We start from the raw sequence: 17586 nt of genomic DNA on the forward strand, positions 1-17586 counted from the left end.
AGTATGATGAACGAAAAGACTACAGCCGATTTAGAAAAACTACGTGATTTAATTGATGGCGTTGATCAACAGCTTCTACATTTATTGCGTAAACGTTTAGATTTAGTTGCCCAAGTTGGTGCAGTAAAACACGCAGCTGGCGTGCCTATTTATGCCCCTCAGCGCGAAGCGTCTATGTTAGCTAAGCGTCGTGATGAAGCACAAAAGATGAATGTTTCTCCGCAGCTGATAGAAGATATCCTACGTCGATTAATGCGTGAATCTTATTTGAATGAAAAAGATGTAGGCTTTAAACAGGTAAAAACGGATTTAGGCCATGTGGTCGTGGTTGGTGGTGATGGTCAGTTAGGGCAGCTATTTACGCAAATGTTAACGCTGTCTGGTTATCAAGTGAAAAGCTTGGACAAGAATGATTGGCACCGCGCCGAAGCGCTATTTGATGGCGCTGGAATGGTATTGGTTACGGTTCCCATTAAAGTCACCTGTGATGTTATTCGTGAACATCTAACTCATTTACCAGATACATGTATTTTAGCTGATTTAACCTCGATTAAAGAACAGCCTGTTTTGGCAATGCTAGAAGCACACAAGGGGCCTGTGGTAGGTTTACACCCTATGTTTGGTCCAGATGTAGGCAGTTTAGCCAAACAAGTTGTGGTGGTGTGCCATGGGCGTCAGCCAGAATCATATCAATGGCTGCTTGAGCAAATTGCTATTTGGGGCGCAAGAATTGTTGAAGCTGAACCAGTTAAACATGATAAAGCAATGCAACTGGTACAAGCAATGCGCCATTTTTCTAGTTTTGTATATGGTGTGAATTTATGTGAAGAGCAGGCTGATATAGATACATTACTGCAATTTAGTTCGCCTATTTACCGATTAGAGCTGGCAATGGTAGGTCGACTATTTGCTCAAGATCCTGAGCTTTACGCCGATATTATTTTTGCACAGCAAGGCAGTCAAGATGCGATAAGCGATTATTTAGACAATTATCGAGACGCGTTAGCATTATTAAAGTCAGGTGATCGGCATGCATTTGTAGAAGAGTTTAAACGTGTCGCTAAGTGGTTTGGTGACTTTGCTCCACAGTTTCAACATGAAAGCCGTGCCATGTTACAGTCAGTGAATGATATGAAAACAGGTTAATCATTTTTCATTTTTTGTTGATTGCGTAAATGCAGTATAGGGCTTACATTTATATTCTAGTGGTCAGCTATATTATCGATGACAGTGCATGTAAAGTGCCCTTTACCTATTTTTATTCTGGAGATGTACCTATGACTTCATTTGATACGCTGTCAACGTCAACATCACAAGATAATGCAGTCGGTCATTTCCTGTATGCGATGATGAGTGCTTTTCCGCTTTTTTTTATTCCCGTGTTAATCAGCTTTTGGCTTAATCTTATTCAGAAAAACATTCAACCTAATTCATTACTTGCATCGCATTTACGTTGGCAACGACTCAGTATTATTGGACTGTGTCCCTTTTTTATAGCGGGCTATTTATTAAGTCCTGTGTGGCTAAGCGTGTCGCTATATCTTATTGGTATCACTTGGTTTAGTTACCGTATATTTAAAGGCTGGGTGAGTTTGAATGAAGGCTTAATGGTTTAAGTTTTATAGTGTCATTGAGTAGTAACAGAAAATGCCGGTTAATACCGGCATTTTTGTAGATAAATACTACTGATAAAGCTCACGAAGTAGGTTGCTATCAGCATCAATACAAGGCGCCGCTAATACAATACCATCTGCGTTAAGTTGCTTGGCTGCCTTCGCCTGTGGATATCGGTTATTGGCAGACTCATTAGCGATATTGCAGATGATAGGTAGGTGACACATTTGTTTTATGGTGACTAAGGATGATAAGTCCAGGCTGATATGGTTTGGCCTTGCAAAACTTCTTACCCCTGAGTCACACAAAATAACCTGCTGATTACCTTGAGCTAATACTATCTGCGCTGCTGCAAGCCAATCCTCCACACAGGCCATGTTATTACGTTCAATAATCACTGGTCGATTTAAACTACCGAGCTGGCCGAGTAAGTCTTGATTAAACATATATTGACCACTTAACATAACCATGTCGGCTAAGTGACCGCTGTTAATATCGTTTTCTTGTTCAATAAGCAAAACGCTTACTAACCCAGCTTGCTCAATCACCTGAAGATACTTCTTTAGTTGGCTTTCGCTTATTACGCCCGATGGATGATGAAGAATAATAGCTTGAAAACCTGCTTCTTTAGTTTGTTTTGCAAGAGTTGCTAACTCGGTATCAGTTTTTGGGGCATCAACTAATTGAAATGCGCCAAAATGATTATTACCTACTTGTAATTGTTTGCATTGAACCTCACTGTCCTGTGACTTATATTCGCGACTATATTTGGTTGTGGCTGGTGTAGTAAGCTGACTTGGAGGCTCGATAACTCTTGAGCTGTCCGGTTCAATCAGTAATTGAGCTTGAGACAGCTGTGTTGGCTTGACTGATTCACAAGGGTAGCAACCTAATACCTTAATAAAACGGGTTAATCGCTCTAATTCCTTAATGGCTTGTTGTACGTCATGATTGGCAAGGTTGCCATCAATGTCGATATAAAACATTTCTTCCCAAGGTGTACCAGGAATAGGACGCGACTCAAGTTTAGACATATTCAAGCTATGTGCTTTTAACACCAGCAGGGCTTCAACCAGCGCACCAGGTTTTTGTCCTGTAGCCATAATTAACGTGGTTTTAGCGGGTAATTGCGCTGGTACATCAACTGATTTTCGTGCAACCACAATAAACCGACTTTGATTTATCTTTTGGTTGGCGAGTCCATCTTCAATAGCGCTCAGCTGATATAAAGCACCTCCTTCAGCACTACCAATAGCGGCCACACTTAGGTTATCAGCTTCAATCACTTTAGACATCGCCTCGGCACTACTAGCGCAATATTCAAGTTTAAACTCTGGATGTAAGCTCAGGTAGCGACTGCACTGGCTAATTGGCTGTGGGTGCGCGTAGACGGTTTTAATTTTGGTCGCATCAGCACCAGGTTTTGCTAATAGGCAATGCCCGACCTCTATGGTGGTTTCCCCTACAATTGATAAGCTGGTATGTTGCAAAACGTCGTATACCTCATTAATTGATCCCGAAGAGGTATTTTCAATCGGTAAGAATCCGTAATCAGCATGACCAGATTCAACTGCGTTGACGATATCATCAAAGCTTTGGCAACCAAAGTCGATCATTGTCACCTGCCTACGGTCACAGTATCGAGTGGCGGCAAGGTATGAATATGAGCCTCTAGCCCCTAAAAAGGCGACAGTATAGTGTTGTTTCTGGGTGTCAGGATTGGCTCTGCCGTGTAAAAAAGCTTGCTGGTTAAGCACTGAGTCTTCAATGATGCTTTGGTAAAGCGAGATAACAAAATGTGCATCAAGCCCTTTGTCACGGCCAAGCTGAACAAGTCGTTCAAGTAATTCTTTTTCTCTTTGGGTATCTCGAATAGGTCTAACATCAATTTCTTTGCTGCGGGCCACTTCAAGACTTAATTCGCGACGTTTGGAGAGCAAGGTCAGTAACTCATTATCTAACGTCGTAATTTGTTCTCGAGTTAGATCCAATCCTTGTGGTTTATTCATACTAACCTCTTAATATTGTTCAATTCGATTGTAACTTCGATAGTTAAAACTAAAAAGCCTCCCATTTGGGAGGCTTTGGTATTTTCATTTTCTTTTTGATACAGAAAAACCGCCTCCCTATGTGGGCTGCATAAAAAAGAAAATAAAAACGCGACACAGTATTTCATTCATGGGTTAAAACTAAAACTTCGCTGGGTGAGTGTCAATGTAAAATTGCTCACTTTGACTTAAACCAGCATAAAAAAGCGCACCCGAGGATGCGCTGTGTGTTTCTGGTATGAGTATCAAGCTGCAGTATCCTCCTTATAGATATACTCAAAATCATCTTCTGCACGTTCAAATGTAGTATGACGTTGAGCTTGGGGTTTATGGGTCAGGCGATTTAGCTGTTTCTCCAGTTTTTTACCCATTGCAGTAATTGCTGCGTAAAGGTTGTCGTTTTTCGCCTGGGCAAATAGTTCTCCACTTGGCAAGCCTATTGAAGCTTCAATTTTAAAGAGCTGCTTTTCCTGAGTAATAATGACATGTGGGTTAATTAAGTGAACATCGTGTCTTGAGAGCTTGTCAAATTGTCCTTCAATACGTTCAAGAATAGGGGCAGTGACTTCAAGTTGCTTGCTAGTGATTTTCAGCATATTTTGAACCTTCTGTTGTATTACTTAACTTCAGACTACCAACTTAGAACAATTAAAATGTGATCTGTATCACATAAATGAGCGGAGGTTTTGTTAGGTGATATTAATTTGAGCGCGTAGGCATTTTCGTTATAAATAGCGTCAATTAAGCTTGAAAAGCTAATTAACTAGGCGCATATTTGAATGGATAACAACAGCGTGTTAGGCGGTTTAATCATGAGTTAACCGGTATTTTTTGAGGGTAAAGGTTATTTGACTTAAGTTAGCTTTTCATTGCTTCACTTCAACTTGAGCTAAGGGCGCATTCAATCAGTTCAATTCAACACGTTTATGCTATTTAACAGCAAACTAGCCATTGGTTTGAAAATAAGGCTTGTTAACACGTCAATAGCAAAGCTATTTCACGTTAATGCAATACCGATAGCAAGGGAAAAGGCTGTTTGATAAGTGTTTATTATCCCTAGTTGAGGTTACTTACACTTCTTTACGTTTTTATCCCCCCTAAATTGAATAAATAATTTTATAATGAGTGACGTTTTCGCTGATAGCGAAGTATGACAACATTTACCAAGGTCGAGCAATTAAATGCAATCTCAATTCAAGCAAATCAAAGTGTGGGATTTTCCAGTAAGAGCGTTTCATTGGGTTATGGTGGTATTACTCGGTGCATTATGGTGGAGTGCCGATGCAGGAGAGATGAGCCTACATCAAATATTCGCCTATTTATTACTGACGCTGTTAGCTTTTAGACTTGTTTGGGGAGTTATTGGTAGTGATACTGCAAAATTTACCCATTTTATCCGTTCCCCGAAAACGGTTGTTCAATACGCAAAAGATAAACATAAACCTCAGTCCTTAGGGCATAATCCGCTGGGTGGTTATATGGTTGTATTACTACTAAGCCTATTAACAATACAACTCGTGACAGGGTTATTTGCTACTGACGATATTTTTACTGAAGGTCCACTCTATAGTTATGTCTCCTCGGATGCTGTAAGTACATTGACATGGGTGCATAAACAAAACTTCAATATTATTCTTGGTTTTGCAGCAATGCATGTGTTGGCGGTCATTGTTTATCTTGTTAAAGGTGAAAATCTAATAACAGCAATGATAACAGGCTATAAACGTGTTAAAGGTGAATTACTACATCCTAAAATGACATGTATTTGGCTTGCGTTAATTGTTTTTGCTGTTTTATTTGCTGCGGTATGGTTTAGCTTACTGGCTGATGTCGTTAAATATATGTAGTCGATGCTTTAGCGTCTATGCTCGTTAAATTAAAGCCCATTCGATATCATCGATATAGGCTTTTTTATAAGGCTTGGTGGTTAATTTTAAAAGCTATTTCTTAGTCTTTTTTATAAACGTCGTGACAACCTTTACAGCTTTGACCTGTATCACCAAATGCTTTTTTGATTTGTCCTAAATCCGCATCTTGCGCAACTGCGGCAAGTTTAGTGGCATTTTTTTGGAACTCGTTCATCTTGCTATCAAAATCAGCTTTGTCGGTCCAAATTTTTGCTAATGCGTCAGTATTTCCTTTGTCTGAACCTACAATAAAGCCTTCATGAGGGATTTTAGACAGTGCAGCGACATTAGTTGCACGATCTGCAAATACCGTGGCATCAAATTCTTTTTTACCTTTTAACATCGCACCCATATCACCAAAATTGTAGGCAATTAAACTGAATGCTGACTGACGATATTTAATGGCGTGGTCAGTATCTTTAAAGTTATTCGCATAAACACTTGGGATGAGTAATGCAGTGGCAGTCATTGCTAGTAAAATTTTTTTCATCGTATTCTCTATTATTATCAGTTGTGTATTGGCTTTATTTTACACATTTATTGTATGAAATCACCTTTAGATTGTTTCTGAATGTGAGGCGAATTTACATAACTTCACTTTCGGGCACCACTATATAGTTTGTTGCAGCTTTTGCTTTCGGCTGTTTCCTTGTTATTATCAGTGTGACTTTATTAAAGAGAGTACCTATGAGAGCGAATTGGAGTTTGGTGGTCGATAAAATTTTGACTCATTCAAATCATGATGAATTAGCAGTATTATTTAGGCTATTACTGACAGAAGAAGAGCGTAGCGCTGTCGCTGGCCGATTAAAGGTGTTTCAAACCTTGTTAGAAGGTGAGTTAAGCCAAAGGCAAATAGCAGCTGAGTATCAAGTCAGTATTGCCACTATTACACGCTGCTCTAATTACCTTAAAAACATGTCCAATGAACAGCGTGCGCAAGTTCAAAAATTGATTTTATAGATACCTAGTCACAATCGTCAGTGTTCATTTCCCGAACTGATATTAACTATCGGTCATGGCTTTAAACTGGAATTTTATGACGTCTATAACTGGATCGCCTTAAAAGTAAGTAAGTCCCAAAGGTGACCAGACAAATAGCAAACAGCGCGCTAGAATCTTTCGGGATAAAACGATACAGCAAAGCTGCCGATAAAATATAGAGGAATGGCATGTATCCATAAAACCAGTCTGGCCATAACCCTTCTTTGCGCCTATGTTTAGTATCGGTTCGACGGTTTTGTGAGCGTAAGTTATAAATTCTGGCACCAAACAAAAACACTACAATAGCGGCTGCAATTGCATACTCTTGTTGGAGAAGCAAAATACTAACCCCGCCTATAGCAATATATGTATAAGGTAATAACTCATAAAGTGGCTTAATTAACATGAGCACTCCGTCGCTAATCATTAATTATTATTATTTTTATACTGGAAATAAGTCACGTTGCTAACTCATGTTTATTTCATTGTCCTTACTAATAAACAAGGTGAAAAGGGCAAGCGTAACGCTATTAAATCGTGTATCGAGTGATATCGTACAGAATAAAGTATAGCTTATAAAAAAAGTCGCTGACTATATTTTAGTCAGCGACTTTCGTTTATGCAAACTTTCTACAGATCTTATCAGGTGAAATAACCTAGCAGTTTAGTATAACAGTCTAGATTTATTACGAGTTACAACTACATTTGCCATTGCCAACACAACCCCGCCTTGGATATAACAAGGTTGTTGGTCATGATGATGTTAATGTCCACCGCCACAACTGCCACCATGGGCATGAATGTGTCCGTGAGCGATTTCTTCTGCAGTCGTTTCTCTCACATCAATAACTTCAACATTAAATGTTAATGCTTGACCAGCTAAGGGGTGGTTACCATCAACAATGACACTATCGTCTTTTATTTCTATGACTTGAACAGGACGTTGGCCCATCTCTGTTTCAGCGATAAAACGCATGCCAGGAACTATATCTTCAATGTCACCAAATGCAGTTAAAGGCACTTCTTGCTTCAAACCTTCGTGATATACACCATAAGCTTGTTCGGCGGGAATGCTTGCTTCAAACTTGTCACCAACAACTTTCCCTTCTAATTCAGCTTCTAGACCAGGTATAAGATTTTCGGTCCCCTGAATATAAATCATTGGCTCACCATCAAAAGAGCTTTCTAATAATAGACCCTGTGCATCGCTTAGCTGGTAATGAATGGTAACCGCGGCATGTTTTGAAATTTTCATAATGACTCCAATTGCTGATATGGGCGCATAATACCTTTATTTTTTTTGAGCTGCGATGATTTGTGTCAGATTTTGCACAATTATTACTGATTTAATTAACTCGCTATTATTTTGGCCCCGAAGAATAGATTGACATAGAAATTTACTTTTTTATGAAGTATCGCTGACTATTATCAGCGAGATCATTTTTACAGTGCTTTTTTTTAGGTAGGAGAATAGACTTATTTACCTTTATTGATTGAAAAATATGAATATTTATCTTCTGTTTGCATTTGGTTGACGCTGACGTAAATGCAGCGTTTACGTTGTTTTATTGCGTATGCAATTGACGTTTCAGTTTATGAAATATGAAATGTGAAATAAATCAACTTAAATACTAATTAATATTCAAATTTATTGGCAACTGGGGTTGACAATATAGTGTTAAAAAAGCAATTCTGTAAGCATTAGTGAATAAGAGTTACCCGCGACTAACAATATATGCGCTTGGTAGCATTGATGAAACCCGAATAAGTGAGCGATATGTCAGCCTACAAGTATGTTGTAATTACAATCATTACAACCACCACTATTAATATAGTGGGGGCGGGCTGATTCATCCTAAATAGAATTCAGTAACAAGCCCGCTTCCCACAAAAGAAGCGGGCTTTTTTATTATAAAATTTTGCATTAATGTCATGATATTGGCAGGAGAAGACGGTATGAAGGTGATGAAGTTTGGTGGTACGTCGTTAGCAAATTGGCCTCGTTTTTTAATGGCGGCTGATATTATTGCTGAGTCCTCTAAGGCTGAACCAGTAGCAACGGTCCTTTCTGCACCCGCAACAATTACTAATGCATTATTAGAAATGGTTGATTTAGCGGTAGAGGGAAAATCTTATCAAGCGGTTGTTGATCATATCGATCATGTTTTTAATCATTTATATACCCAAGCGGGTGAAACCTTGTTGTCTGTAGCTCAACAGGAATTACTTAAGCAGAAACTTAGCATGCAAATGCTGCAATGGAAGTCTAAGTTAGAGGGGATAGCCTTATTAGGAGAGTGCCCTGACTCTGTTAGGGCTGCCATTGTTGTTTCTGGCGAGCGTTTATCTGCAGCGCTAATGGAGCAAGTCATGCTTGCTAAAAATATTACTGCCGCACAGTTAGACCCTGTCTCGTTGTTCCTTGCCCATGGGCAGCCATTGGAGTCTGTCGTCGACATAAGTATCAGTAAACCTCGCTTTGCTGTATTGCCTTTAAGCAAATATAGGGTATGGGTTATGCCTGGTTTTACTGCCGCAGATGCCCAAGGCAAAATTGTCACCTTAGGGCGTAATGGATCAGACTATTCTGCTGCAGTATTAGCCGCTTGTTTAGATGCATCTAGCTGTGAAATTTGGACTGATGTAGACGGTGTTTATAATACCGATCCTCGCGCTGTGACAGATGCTAAATTACTGTCGCAGTTAAGTTATCAAGAGGCGATGGAATTATCATATTTTGGTGCCAAAGTATTACACCCTAAAACTATTGCTCCAATTGCGCAGTACCATATTCCTTGTTATATCAAAAATAGTTTTAATCCATCAGCTCCTGGTACTTTAGTATCGAACGATATAGATAAAACAGGTCTACAAGTTAAAGCGATTTCAAATCTTGATGATCAAACCATGTTTAACGTATCTGGACCTGGTATGAAGGGGATGGTTGGTATGGCCAGTCGTACTTTAGCGGCCATTTCACGTAGTGGTATTTCGGTATCATTGATCACCCAAAGCTCTTCTGAATACAGTATCAGTTTTTGTGTTGGAACCCGTGATGCGCCTAAAGCAAAATGGGCCCTTGAACAAGAATTTGAATTAGAAATTAAATCCGAATTACTTGAACCTATTGAGTTACGCCAAGGTTTAGCTATCGTGTCCTTGATTGGTGATGGCATGAAAACGCACAAAGGAGTTGCAGCTAAATTCTTCAGCGCGTTGGCTAAGGCGAGCGTTAACATTATTGCCATTGCTCAGGGGTCGTCAGAGCGCTCTATTTCAACCGTTATCCAGCAAAGTAAAACCAAACATGCTATTAGTGCTTGTCATCAAGCTTTCTTTGATGTGCAGCAATACGTTGATGTGTTTTTAGTGGGGGCTGGTAATGTCGGTGCGGGGCTGCTTGAACAAATAAAACAACAAAATGACATGCTAAAAGAGCAGCACATCAGTATTCGAGTATGCGGTATTGCTAATTCACGTCAAATGTTACTAGACAGTAATGGTGTTGATTTATCAAATTGGCAAGCTTTAATGGGGGATAATGCCCAACAATATGATTTAAATGCTTTATTGTTATGGGGACAAGAGCAACAATTGCTCAATCCTGTTTTAGTGGATTGCACCTCAAGCGAAGCGGTATCAGACCGTTATTTAGATGTGATGAATGCCGGGTTTCATGTGGTCACGCCAAATAAAAAAGCCAATACCCGTGATTATGCGTTTTATCAATCACTACGCAAAGTGAGTTTAGAACAACGTCGTCAATTTTTATATGAAACCACGGTTGGTGCAGGTTTACCCGTTATAGATAACCTGAAAAAGTTGCTGTGTGCAGGTGATAAACTGCATAAATTCAATGGTATTTTATCAGGATCGTTATCGTATATTTTTGGGATGCTCGATGAAGGAATGAGTTTATCGCAAGCTACATCAATTGCCGGGATAAATGTTTTACAGAGCCCGATCCCCGTGATGATTTAAGTGGAATGGATGTTGCTCGTAAAGTGCTTATTTTAGCTCGCGAAGTTGGCTTACCGTTAGAGCTTAGCGATATTAATATCGAGTCGGTATTACCTTCTGATTTTGATGATAGTGGTGATGTTGAGACATTTATGGCTAACTTATCCCGTCTTGATGCACAAGTCTCTATCCGTGTCGCTAATGCTAAAGCGCAGGGAAAGGTCCTACGTTACGTAGGCCAAATTGATCAAGGTAAATGTTATGTTCGCATTATTGAAGTCGATGCTACAGATCCTCTATATAGCGTAAAAGGTGGTGAGAATGCGCTGGCTTTTTACAGCCGCTACTATCAACCCATTCCATTTGTGTTACGCGGCTATGGCGCGGGGACAGACGTGACAGCCGCTGGCGTATTTGCTGACGTACTTAGAACCCTTAATTGGACACGTGAGGTGGGTTTGTAATGAACAGCAGTAATCAAGCTCAACTGAGTGTTTATGCGCCAGCATCAATGGGTAATGTGGGTGTTGGTTTCGATTTGTTGGGGGCAGCATTAGCGCCTATCGATGGCAGTCTACTTGGTGATAGAGTAACCATTAGTGGTATTGAATGCGGGGTTGAGTTTGCTCAAGTAGGTCCTTGGGCACATAAACTGCCAACGGATTTACAAGACAATATAGTTTATCAGTGTGCCGTTTTCTTTCTTGATAAACTACAACGTCAAGATGGCGTTAAACTTATTTTAGAGAAAAACTTACCTGTTGGCAGTGGGTTAGGTTCGAGTGCAAGTTCTGTAGTTGCCGCGTTATATGCACTTAATGAGTACTTTAAACAACCATTTGATCAACAAGCTTTACTTCTATTAATGGGCGAGTTTGAAGGACAGATTTCAGGGAGCGTCCATTATGACAACGTTGCTCCCTGTTATTTAGGTGGTATGCAGCTAATGCTTAACACCGTCGATAAGGTTTGTGCCGCGATACCGAGCTTTAAGCAATGGTATTGGGTGGTCGCATATCCTGGTATTTCATTGTCGACGGCTAAGATGCGTGCTTTATTACCTGCACAGTATGATAAAGCTGTGGCGATTGATTTTGGCCGTTATTTAAGTGCTTTTGTACATGCTAGTTATCAGCAAGATGCTGCTATGGCAATTGAAGTGCTTAAGGATGTACTAGCTGAGCCTTACCGCGCTGCAGCAATTCCAGGGTACCTTGATGCTAGAGAAGCTCTAGCGCAACAAGGGATGCTGACCACGGGTATTTCAGGCAGTGGACCAACATTATTTAGCGTCACCGACTCATTAGAAAAAGCTCAGCAGGCAAAGGCGTGGCTAGAGCAGCACTATGTGACAGAACAAGGTGGTTTTGCCCATGTATGTCAATTAGATGAACAAGGTACTCGACGGGTTTAGTATCGAAACAAAATTTTTAATTTAATAGGTAGTGGTAATGGAATTATATAATTTAAAACATCCTTCGCAGGAAGTTAATTTTAGTCAGGCAGTTCAATTAGGGCTTGGTAAGGATAGGGGACTATTTTTCCCTAAAACGATCCCTGTGCTAAACGATATTGACAGCTTACTGGCTATGCCATTTGCGCAGCGCAGTAAACTTGTTTTAGGTGCTTGGTTGGCTGATGAATTAGGCCAAGATAATGTTGACGTGCTTGTTGATAAAGCATTTACTTTTGATGCGCCTCTAAAAGAAGTTGATTCTAACCGCAGCTGTTTAGAGCTTTTTCATGGGCCAACCCTTGCATTTAAAGATTTTGGTGCACGTTTTATGGCGCAGTGCATCAATTTATTATCAGGCGATAAAGGGTTAACTATTCTGACAGCGACTTCTGGAGACACAGGCGCTGCAGTGGCTGATGCATTTTATGGCTTAGATAAAGTACAAGTCGTTGTGATGTATCCAAAGGGTAAAATCAGTGAGCTACAAGAGAAAATGTTCACTACGTTAGGTAAAAATATCCACACAGTGGCGGTAAATTCTGATTTTGATGCTTGCCAGCATTTAGTCAAACAAGCCTTTGATGATGAAGAGGTTAGAGAAGGATTGGCGTTGAATTCTGCCAATTCAATTAATATAAGCCGTTTATTGGCGCAAATTTGTTATTACTTTGAAGCCGTAGCGCAAGCTAAGCAAGCTGGTCATGAAAATTTTGTCTTATCAGTCCCTAGCGGTAACTTTGGTAATTTGACTGCAGGTTTATTTGCTAAAGCAATGGGGCTGCCGATCAAACGTTTTATTGCCGCCACCAATAGTAACGATACTGTGCCGCGTTATTTGCAAAACGGTGACTGGGCGCCACATGATACGGTCGCGACTATGTCAAATGCGATGGATGTGTCAGAGCCGAGTAACTGGCCCCGTGTAGAAGCTATTTGTCAGCAGATGGGCTGGCCATTATCAAACATTACTGGTTTAGCGTTAAATGAATTGCAAACCTCTGAAGCGCTTAAAAATCTATACCAATTGGGATATCAATCAGAACCTCATGCAGCGATTGCTGCTCAGGGATTACGTCAATTATTGGCTAAAGATGAATATGGGATCTTTTTAGGGACAGCGCATCCTGCAAAATTTAAAGATGTGGTTGATAGGGAGCTACAAGTTGACTTGCCTTTACCACCTGAACTTGCAGCTGTAGTTAATAAAACTATTCTATCTGTTGAATTAGATGCTGATTTCTCTCAGTTAAAGTCGCATTTATTGGCAACGCTTAGATAGTACATTTTTGATGATTAAAGTGGGCTTAATCATCAAATTAGCATAAACACAAAAGCACCTTAATGGGTGCTTTTGTGTTTATGGAGCAACTAGTGTGTTAATTATCTGGAATATGATCTCTGTCATAACTAATTTATATCACTGTAGTAGATTGGAAGTTAACTAGGCTGTTGACTACAATTTGAGTAAGTGAGATTGACATGACGGAGAAGACGATGCTTAAGCGATTAATGCGTGATCACCAGCATATAACCATTTTATTGAATATTCTCACCAACAAAAATGCTCGTTTAGCAGAAGGTGAAGCTGTTAACTTCAATCTTATCAGAGATATTGTTGAGTATATGCAAGGGTATGCAGAGCATAGCCATCATCCAGTAGAAGATATCACTTATCATTATTATGCCCAAAAGATGTCTATACCTAATAGTGATCAGCTTAGTGATGAGCATGATAAGTTAGCTCAAGTGTCCGGATCTTTAATGTACAGTTTAAATATGGTCTTATCAGATGTGGTGATTTCAAGAGATAAATTGATTAATGATTTAGCTAATTATATTCATTTACAAGTGGGGCATATGCAGTTCGAGGAAACGGAGATTTTTCCTCATTTAGCCAAAACATTAGACAGCAGTGATTGGCAAAACATTGAGTTGTTATGCCAGAATAAATTGGTCGACGATCCGTTATTTAGTCAAGATGATAACATTATTTTTGAGGAGCTTAGGCAATATATTGTTAAGGCAGAAAACAAAATAAATATCTGATTTGGAAAGTGTTATCAGTATGATCGAAAAGAGCACTCTAGGTGCTCTTTTATTATATTACTTTTTAATGAATAAATATTCGCTATTGTCAGTATTTATAACACTAAAGTATTGGCATCAAATTCAAAAGAATCATCAATATCCTGTAACTCTTTCAGTAAGCGTTGCTTATCCTTAATTGCTTCAATCTCTCGCCATTTACGCTTTTTATTAGATCCTTTTGAACGGCTTGGTCTTTCAACAACTTCGTCTAACGCACCACCATAGTCTAAACGATCCATGGTAACCTCCCTTGTTATTATGATGTCTCTATGCAAATAAGTATCATATTTCTATTGTAGGGTGCAACATTTATGTTTCAATTGTGTTAAATCGAAATGATAGTTTAATGAAGATATAGAATTTAATTGGTTTGACATGCTGAATAATGATAAGGCAGAGCAATAAAAAACCAGCTTTCGCTGTAATGCCGATCAGTTAAGAACTGAAGTGATAAAAAATATACCGATCTATTGACCGATCCTTTTAGTCTGCCAAAATCCGATAATCTTTATTATCGGATTTTTTTATGGAACTTTCAGAAGCACTTGCTCGCACTTCAATTAACCGACTCACCGAATTTTCATCTCTTGCTGATGTCCTTGAACCCGATATTATTCAATCTTGTCTAGACTCCAATGGTGTTGCCACATTAAGACGTCGAAAACTACCCATGGACGCTATGGTTTGGGCTGTTATTGGGATGTCTTTATTTCGCACTGAATCCGTTCGTCAATTGATTAACAAGCTTGATATTGTGCTGCCACAAGAGGTTGATTATGTGGCGAGAAGTGCTGTCACACAGGCCAGAAAAAAGCTTGGCAGTGATGTGGTTCGCGATATATTTCATCGCTCAGCGGCCACATGGCATCAACGTGCTGAACATCCTCATTGGTGCGGTTTGAACCTCTTTGGCGTTGATGGCGTAGTCTGGATAACGCCTGAAACGAAAGAGAATAGTGCAGCTTTTGCGCGCACAGCAAACAAATCAAGTGAGTCTGGTTACCCTCAAGTGCGCATGGTTTGTATGATGGAACTGAGTAGTCATTTACTGGTTGATAGCGTCTTTGACAGTGTGGCTGAAAATGAAATGAACTTAGCGGCTAAGCTTATCAAAAGTGTACCCGACAACAGCTTAACCTTGTTTGATAAAGGCTTTTACTCGCTAGGCTTATTACACGATTGGCAGGCTAAAGGCGTCAACACCCATTGGTTATTACCGTTAAAAAAAGGCACTCAATATGAAACAATCCGCAGTTTAGGTAAGCACGATAAGCTTGTCAGGTTAAGTACAACGCCTCAATCGAGAAAGAAACGCCCTGAATTACCATTAACAATAGAAGCCAGATTAACCACTCGTCAGATAAAAGGTAAACAGGTCAACATTCTGAGTTCAATGCTTGATGTTATGGCCTATCCGGGTGCAGAAATAGTTGATTTATATACACATCGCTGGGAGATAGAGCTGGGTTATCGAGAAATGAAACAATATATGTTAGAAAGTCGATTTACGCTGAGAAGCAATCTTCCAGAGTTAATAAATCAAGAGCTATGGGGACTATTATTAGCTTATAATTTAATACGTTATAAAATGATTTTAATGGCGAAATCGCTTAAAAATGTATTTCCAAATCAGCTGAGTTTTCGAGATGCTTCATCTCATATTATCAATCAACTCACTAATATGCCGTTATATGCACCAGGAAATGTTCCGAGGTTTATTTTAGATATAGAGAGAAATGCCAAGCAGTTTAAGCTGGAAGGAAAACGAGAAAGAAGTTATCCAAGGTGCTTAAAAGTCAGTAAAAATGGCTACCCAGTCGCAAAAATAAAAAATGCCGCTCACCTTAAGTGAACGGCATTAAGCTTTCGCTGGCTATTTAGTGGTTAAATCTGTCCTTGACGATACAAATTGATTAATGAATTACTAGAGCAATCTAATTCATTCGCATCCTTGCTAGCGCCGATCCTATTAAGAACATCGTTGCCAAGCAATTTACCTAACTCGACCCCCCATTGATCAAAGGAGTTTATTTGCCAAATAACACCTTGAACAAATGTTCTGTGTTCATATAAAGCAATTAATGCACCTAAAGTTTGCGGGGTTAATTTATCCATTAATAAAGTGTTACTTGGCTTATTACCAGTCATCACTTTATGTTTAGCAATAAGCTGTTTTTGAGCATCGTCAAGTTTACTTGAACTCATTTCGGCTAATGCTTCTTCGTATGTACGACCTTGCATCAACGCCTGAGTTTGGCCAAAGCAGTTTGAGGCTAATTGATTGTGGTGTTCACCTAGCGGATTATGGCTCTGTAAAGGCATGATAAAGTCAGCAGGAATAAGTGCTGTACCTTGATGCAATAACTGGTGATAAGCGTGCTGACCATTAGTACCTTCTCCCCCCATATCACTGGGCCAGTACTATAATCAACGGTATGACCATCTAAAGTGACTGATTTACCATTACTTTCCATATCTAGCTGCTGGAAATAAGCAGGTAAGCCACGTAAGTAATGGTCATAGGTCAAAATAACATGAGATTGAGCACCATGAAAGTTGCTATATAAGACCGATAACATTCCCATAATAACAGGCATATTTTGTTCAATAGGAGCGTGTTGGAAGTGTTGGTCCATATCAAATGCGCCGGATAATAATTGTTTAAAATTATCCATACCAACAACCAATGCTATTGGTAAACCAATAGCTGACCATAAAGAATAACGGCCGCCAACCCAATCCCACATCGGGAAAATATTGTCTGCATCCATGCCAAACTCAGTTGCTTTTGCCACATTAGATGTCACAGCAACAAAGTGCTGGGCAACATCTTGTTGCGATGCACCTTGAGCTAAAAACCACTCTTTTGCACTTAGGGTATTTGTAAGCGTTTCTTGTGTGCTAAACGACTTTGATGACATGACAAATAGAGTCGTTTCAGCGTTTAAGCCCTTTAATTTCTCACAAATTGATGTCGCATCTACATTGGCAACAAAATGACAGTTTAACCCTTTCCAATACGGTCTTAACGCCTGAGTGACTATTTTGGGGCCTAGAAAAGATCCGCCAATACCAATACTGACGATGTCAGTAATGGCTTTGCCTGTATAGCCTGTCCATTGTCCGCTTTGAACTTTTTCGACAAACTCAGCCATTTTAGCAAGAGTTTGCTGTACTTCAGGAACAATATTTTTTTCTTCTGCATTAATGGTTTGAGAAGCTTTGCTGCGAAGAGCTGTATGCAATACGGCTCGTTGCTCGGTATTATTGATGATGTCACCCGAGAACATGCCAGCAATTTTATCAGTTAACTGTGCTTCATTGGCGAGTTTGAACAGCAATGCTAATGTTTCTTCATTTACACGGTTCTTTGAATAATCTAACAGTAGCCCACAACTCTTTATGTGCATTGCATCAAAGCGTTGGCTATTCTTTTCAAATAACTCACGCATGTGCGGTAAAGCAGCCGTGTGAGTGGCTAACTGCTGCCATGTAGCCGATTGTGTTAATTGAGTCATTAATTCACATT

General features: G+C 39.6%; 13 protein-coding genes, 3 pseudogenes and 1 other annotated feature. Of the genes and pseudogenes, 9 read left to right on the plus strand and 7 right to left on the minus strand.

Features of this window, described 5'->3' with window-relative positions; translation table 11 throughout:
- Positions 1-6 precede the first annotated feature (6 nt).
- Positions 7-1146, plus strand: coding sequence for a bifunctional chorismate mutase/prephenate dehydrogenase (gene tyrA, locus L0B17_RS06840; RefSeq protein ID WP_235089655.1), 1140 nt, complete (start codon positions 7-9; stop codon positions 1144-1146).
- Between the two features lie 29 nt (positions 1147-1175).
- Positions 1176-1616: a hypothetical protein gene (locus L0B17_RS06845; RefSeq protein WP_235088654.1), complete on the plus strand. Its 441-nt coding sequence runs from the start codon at positions 1176-1178 to the stop codon at positions 1614-1616.
- Positions 1617-1682: 66 nt separating this feature from the next.
- Here the strand turns inward: L0B17_RS06845 and L0B17_RS06850 are convergent, their stop codons facing one another.
- Positions 1683-3623 (minus strand): chorismate mutase, encoded by a 1941-nt coding sequence (locus tag L0B17_RS06850; RefSeq protein ID WP_235088655.1) that lies wholly within the window; start codon positions 3621-3623, stop codon positions 1683-1685.
- 47 nt (positions 3624-3670) lie between these two features.
- Positions 3671-3791 (minus strand) — a sequence feature (Phe leader region).
- A 116-nt stretch (positions 3792-3907) separates the two neighbouring features.
- Positions 3908-4258, minus strand: a complete 351-nt coding sequence (hpf, locus tag L0B17_RS06855; protein WP_235088657.1) for a ribosome hibernation-promoting factor, HPF/YfiA family — start codon at positions 4256-4258, stop codon at positions 3908-3910.
- Positions 4259-4843: 585 nt separating this feature from the next.
- Here hpf and L0B17_RS06860 point away from each other — a divergent pair.
- A complete protein-coding gene (locus L0B17_RS06860) occupies positions 4844-5509 on the plus strand; it encodes a cytochrome b/b6 domain-containing protein (RefSeq protein ID WP_235088658.1) in 666 nt (221 codons plus the stop codon).
- A gap of 100 nt (positions 5510-5609) precedes the next feature.
- Here L0B17_RS06860 and L0B17_RS06865 read toward each other — a convergent pair whose 3' ends face one another.
- Complete coding sequence (locus L0B17_RS06865; RefSeq protein ID WP_235088659.1) at positions 5610-6059, minus strand: c-type cytochrome; 450 nt, start codon at positions 6057-6059, stop codon at positions 5610-5612.
- 197 nt (positions 6060-6256) lie between these two features.
- On the opposite strand from L0B17_RS06865, the gene trpR reads away from it, so the two are divergent.
- The gene (gene trpR / locus L0B17_RS06870; RefSeq protein WP_235088660.1) at positions 6257-6532 is read left to right on the plus strand and encodes a trp operon repressor; all 276 of its coding nucleotides are present in this window, start codon (positions 6257-6259) and stop codon (positions 6530-6532) included.
- Between the two features lie 61 nt (positions 6533-6593).
- Here the strand turns inward: trpR and L0B17_RS06875 are convergent, their stop codons facing one another.
- Positions 6594-6959, minus strand: a complete 366-nt coding sequence (locus tag L0B17_RS06875; protein ID WP_235088661.1) for a hypothetical protein — start codon at positions 6957-6959, stop codon at positions 6594-6596.
- Between the two features lie 280 nt (positions 6960-7239).
- Positions 7240-7808, minus strand: a pseudogene (locus L0B17_RS06880) (FKBP-type peptidyl-prolyl cis-trans isomerase).
- A gap of 701 nt (positions 7809-8509) precedes the next feature.
- Here L0B17_RS06880 and thrA point away from each other — a divergent pair.
- The 4 genes and pseudogenes from thrA (at position 8510) to L0B17_RS06900 (ending at position 14015) form a co-directional block, all read left to right on the plus strand.
- A pseudogene (gene thrA, locus L0B17_RS06885) lies at positions 8510-10977 on the plus strand (bifunctional aspartate kinase/homoserine dehydrogenase I).
- Entirely contained in the window at positions 10977-11927 is a 951-nt protein-coding gene (gene thrB / locus L0B17_RS06890) for a homoserine kinase (RefSeq protein ID WP_235088662.1), read from the plus strand. Before thrA ends, thrB begins: the two are co-directional and overlap by 1 nt.
- Before the next feature lie 37 nt (positions 11928-11964).
- A complete protein-coding gene (gene thrC, locus L0B17_RS06895; RefSeq protein WP_235088663.1) occupies positions 11965-13248 on the plus strand; it encodes a threonine synthase in 1284 nt (427 codons plus the stop codon).
- Between the two features lie 215 nt (positions 13249-13463).
- On the plus strand, positions 13464-14015 hold the full coding sequence (locus L0B17_RS06900) for a hemerythrin domain-containing protein (protein WP_235089656.1): 552 nt from the start codon (positions 13464-13466) through the stop codon (positions 14013-14015).
- A 95-nt stretch (positions 14016-14110) separates the two neighbouring features.
- On the opposite strand, the gene L0B17_RS06905 is transcribed toward L0B17_RS06900, so the two are convergent.
- Complete coding sequence (locus tag L0B17_RS06905; protein WP_226413992.1) at positions 14111-14296, minus strand: DUF3545 family protein; 186 nt, start codon at positions 14294-14296, stop codon at positions 14111-14113.
- 287 nt (positions 14297-14583) lie between these two features.
- On the opposite strand from L0B17_RS06905, the gene L0B17_RS06910 reads away from it, so the two are divergent.
- Entirely contained in the window at positions 14584-15909 is a 1326-nt protein-coding gene (locus L0B17_RS06910) for an IS4 family transposase (protein ID WP_235086337.1), read from the plus strand.
- A gap of 32 nt (positions 15910-15941) precedes the next feature.
- Here the strand turns inward: L0B17_RS06910 and pgi are convergent.
- A pseudogene (pgi, locus tag L0B17_RS06915) lies at positions 15942-17575 on the minus strand (glucose-6-phosphate isomerase).
- Between the last annotated feature and the right edge of the window lie 11 nt (positions 17576-17586).

This window comes from Shewanella sp. OMA3-2, assembly GCF_021513195.1.
GTDB lineage: Bacteria > Pseudomonadota > Gammaproteobacteria > Enterobacterales > Shewanellaceae > Shewanella.

Coding starts and splice junctions, on each gene's coding strand:
- L0B17_RS06865 (WP_235088659.1), bottom strand. CDS start 6,059: ATGAAAAAAATTTTACTAGCAATGACTGCCACTGCATTACTCATCCCA.
- L0B17_RS06860 (WP_235088658.1), top strand. CDS start 4,844: ATGCAATCTCAATTCAAGCAAATCAAAGTGTGGGATTTTCCAGTAAGA.
- hpf (WP_235088657.1), bottom strand. CDS start 4,258: ATGCTGAAAATCACTAGCAAGCAACTTGAAGTCACTGCCCCTATTCTT.
- trpR (WP_235088660.1), top strand. CDS start 6,257: ATGAGAGCGAATTGGAGTTTGGTGGTCGATAAAATTTTGACTCATTCA.
- tyrA (WP_235089655.1), top strand. CDS start 7: ATGAACGAAAAGACTACAGCCGATTTAGAAAAACTACGTGATTTAATT.
- thrB (WP_235088662.1), top strand. CDS start 10,977: ATGAACAGCAGTAATCAAGCTCAACTGAGTGTTTATGCGCCAGCATCA.
- thrC (WP_235088663.1), top strand. CDS start 11,965: ATGGAATTATATAATTTAAAACATCCTTCGCAGGAAGTTAATTTTAGT.
- L0B17_RS06845 (WP_235088654.1), top strand. CDS start 1,176: ATGCAGTATAGGGCTTACATTTATATTCTAGTGGTCAGCTATATTATC.
- L0B17_RS06875 (WP_235088661.1), bottom strand. CDS start 6,959: ATGTTAATTAAGCCACTTTATGAGTTATTACCTTATACATATATTGCT.
- L0B17_RS06900 (WP_235089656.1), top strand. CDS start 13,464: ATGCTTAAGCGATTAATGCGTGATCACCAGCATATAACCATTTTATTG.
- L0B17_RS06850 (WP_235088655.1), bottom strand. CDS start 3,623: ATGAATAAACCACAAGGATTGGATCTAACTCGAGAACAAATTACGACG.
- L0B17_RS06910 (WP_235086337.1), top strand. CDS start 14,584: ATGGAACTTTCAGAAGCACTTGCTCGCACTTCAATTAACCGACTCACC.
- L0B17_RS06905 (WP_226413992.1), bottom strand. CDS start 14,296: ATGGATCGTTTAGACTATGGTGGTGCGTTAGACGAAGTTGTTGAAAGA.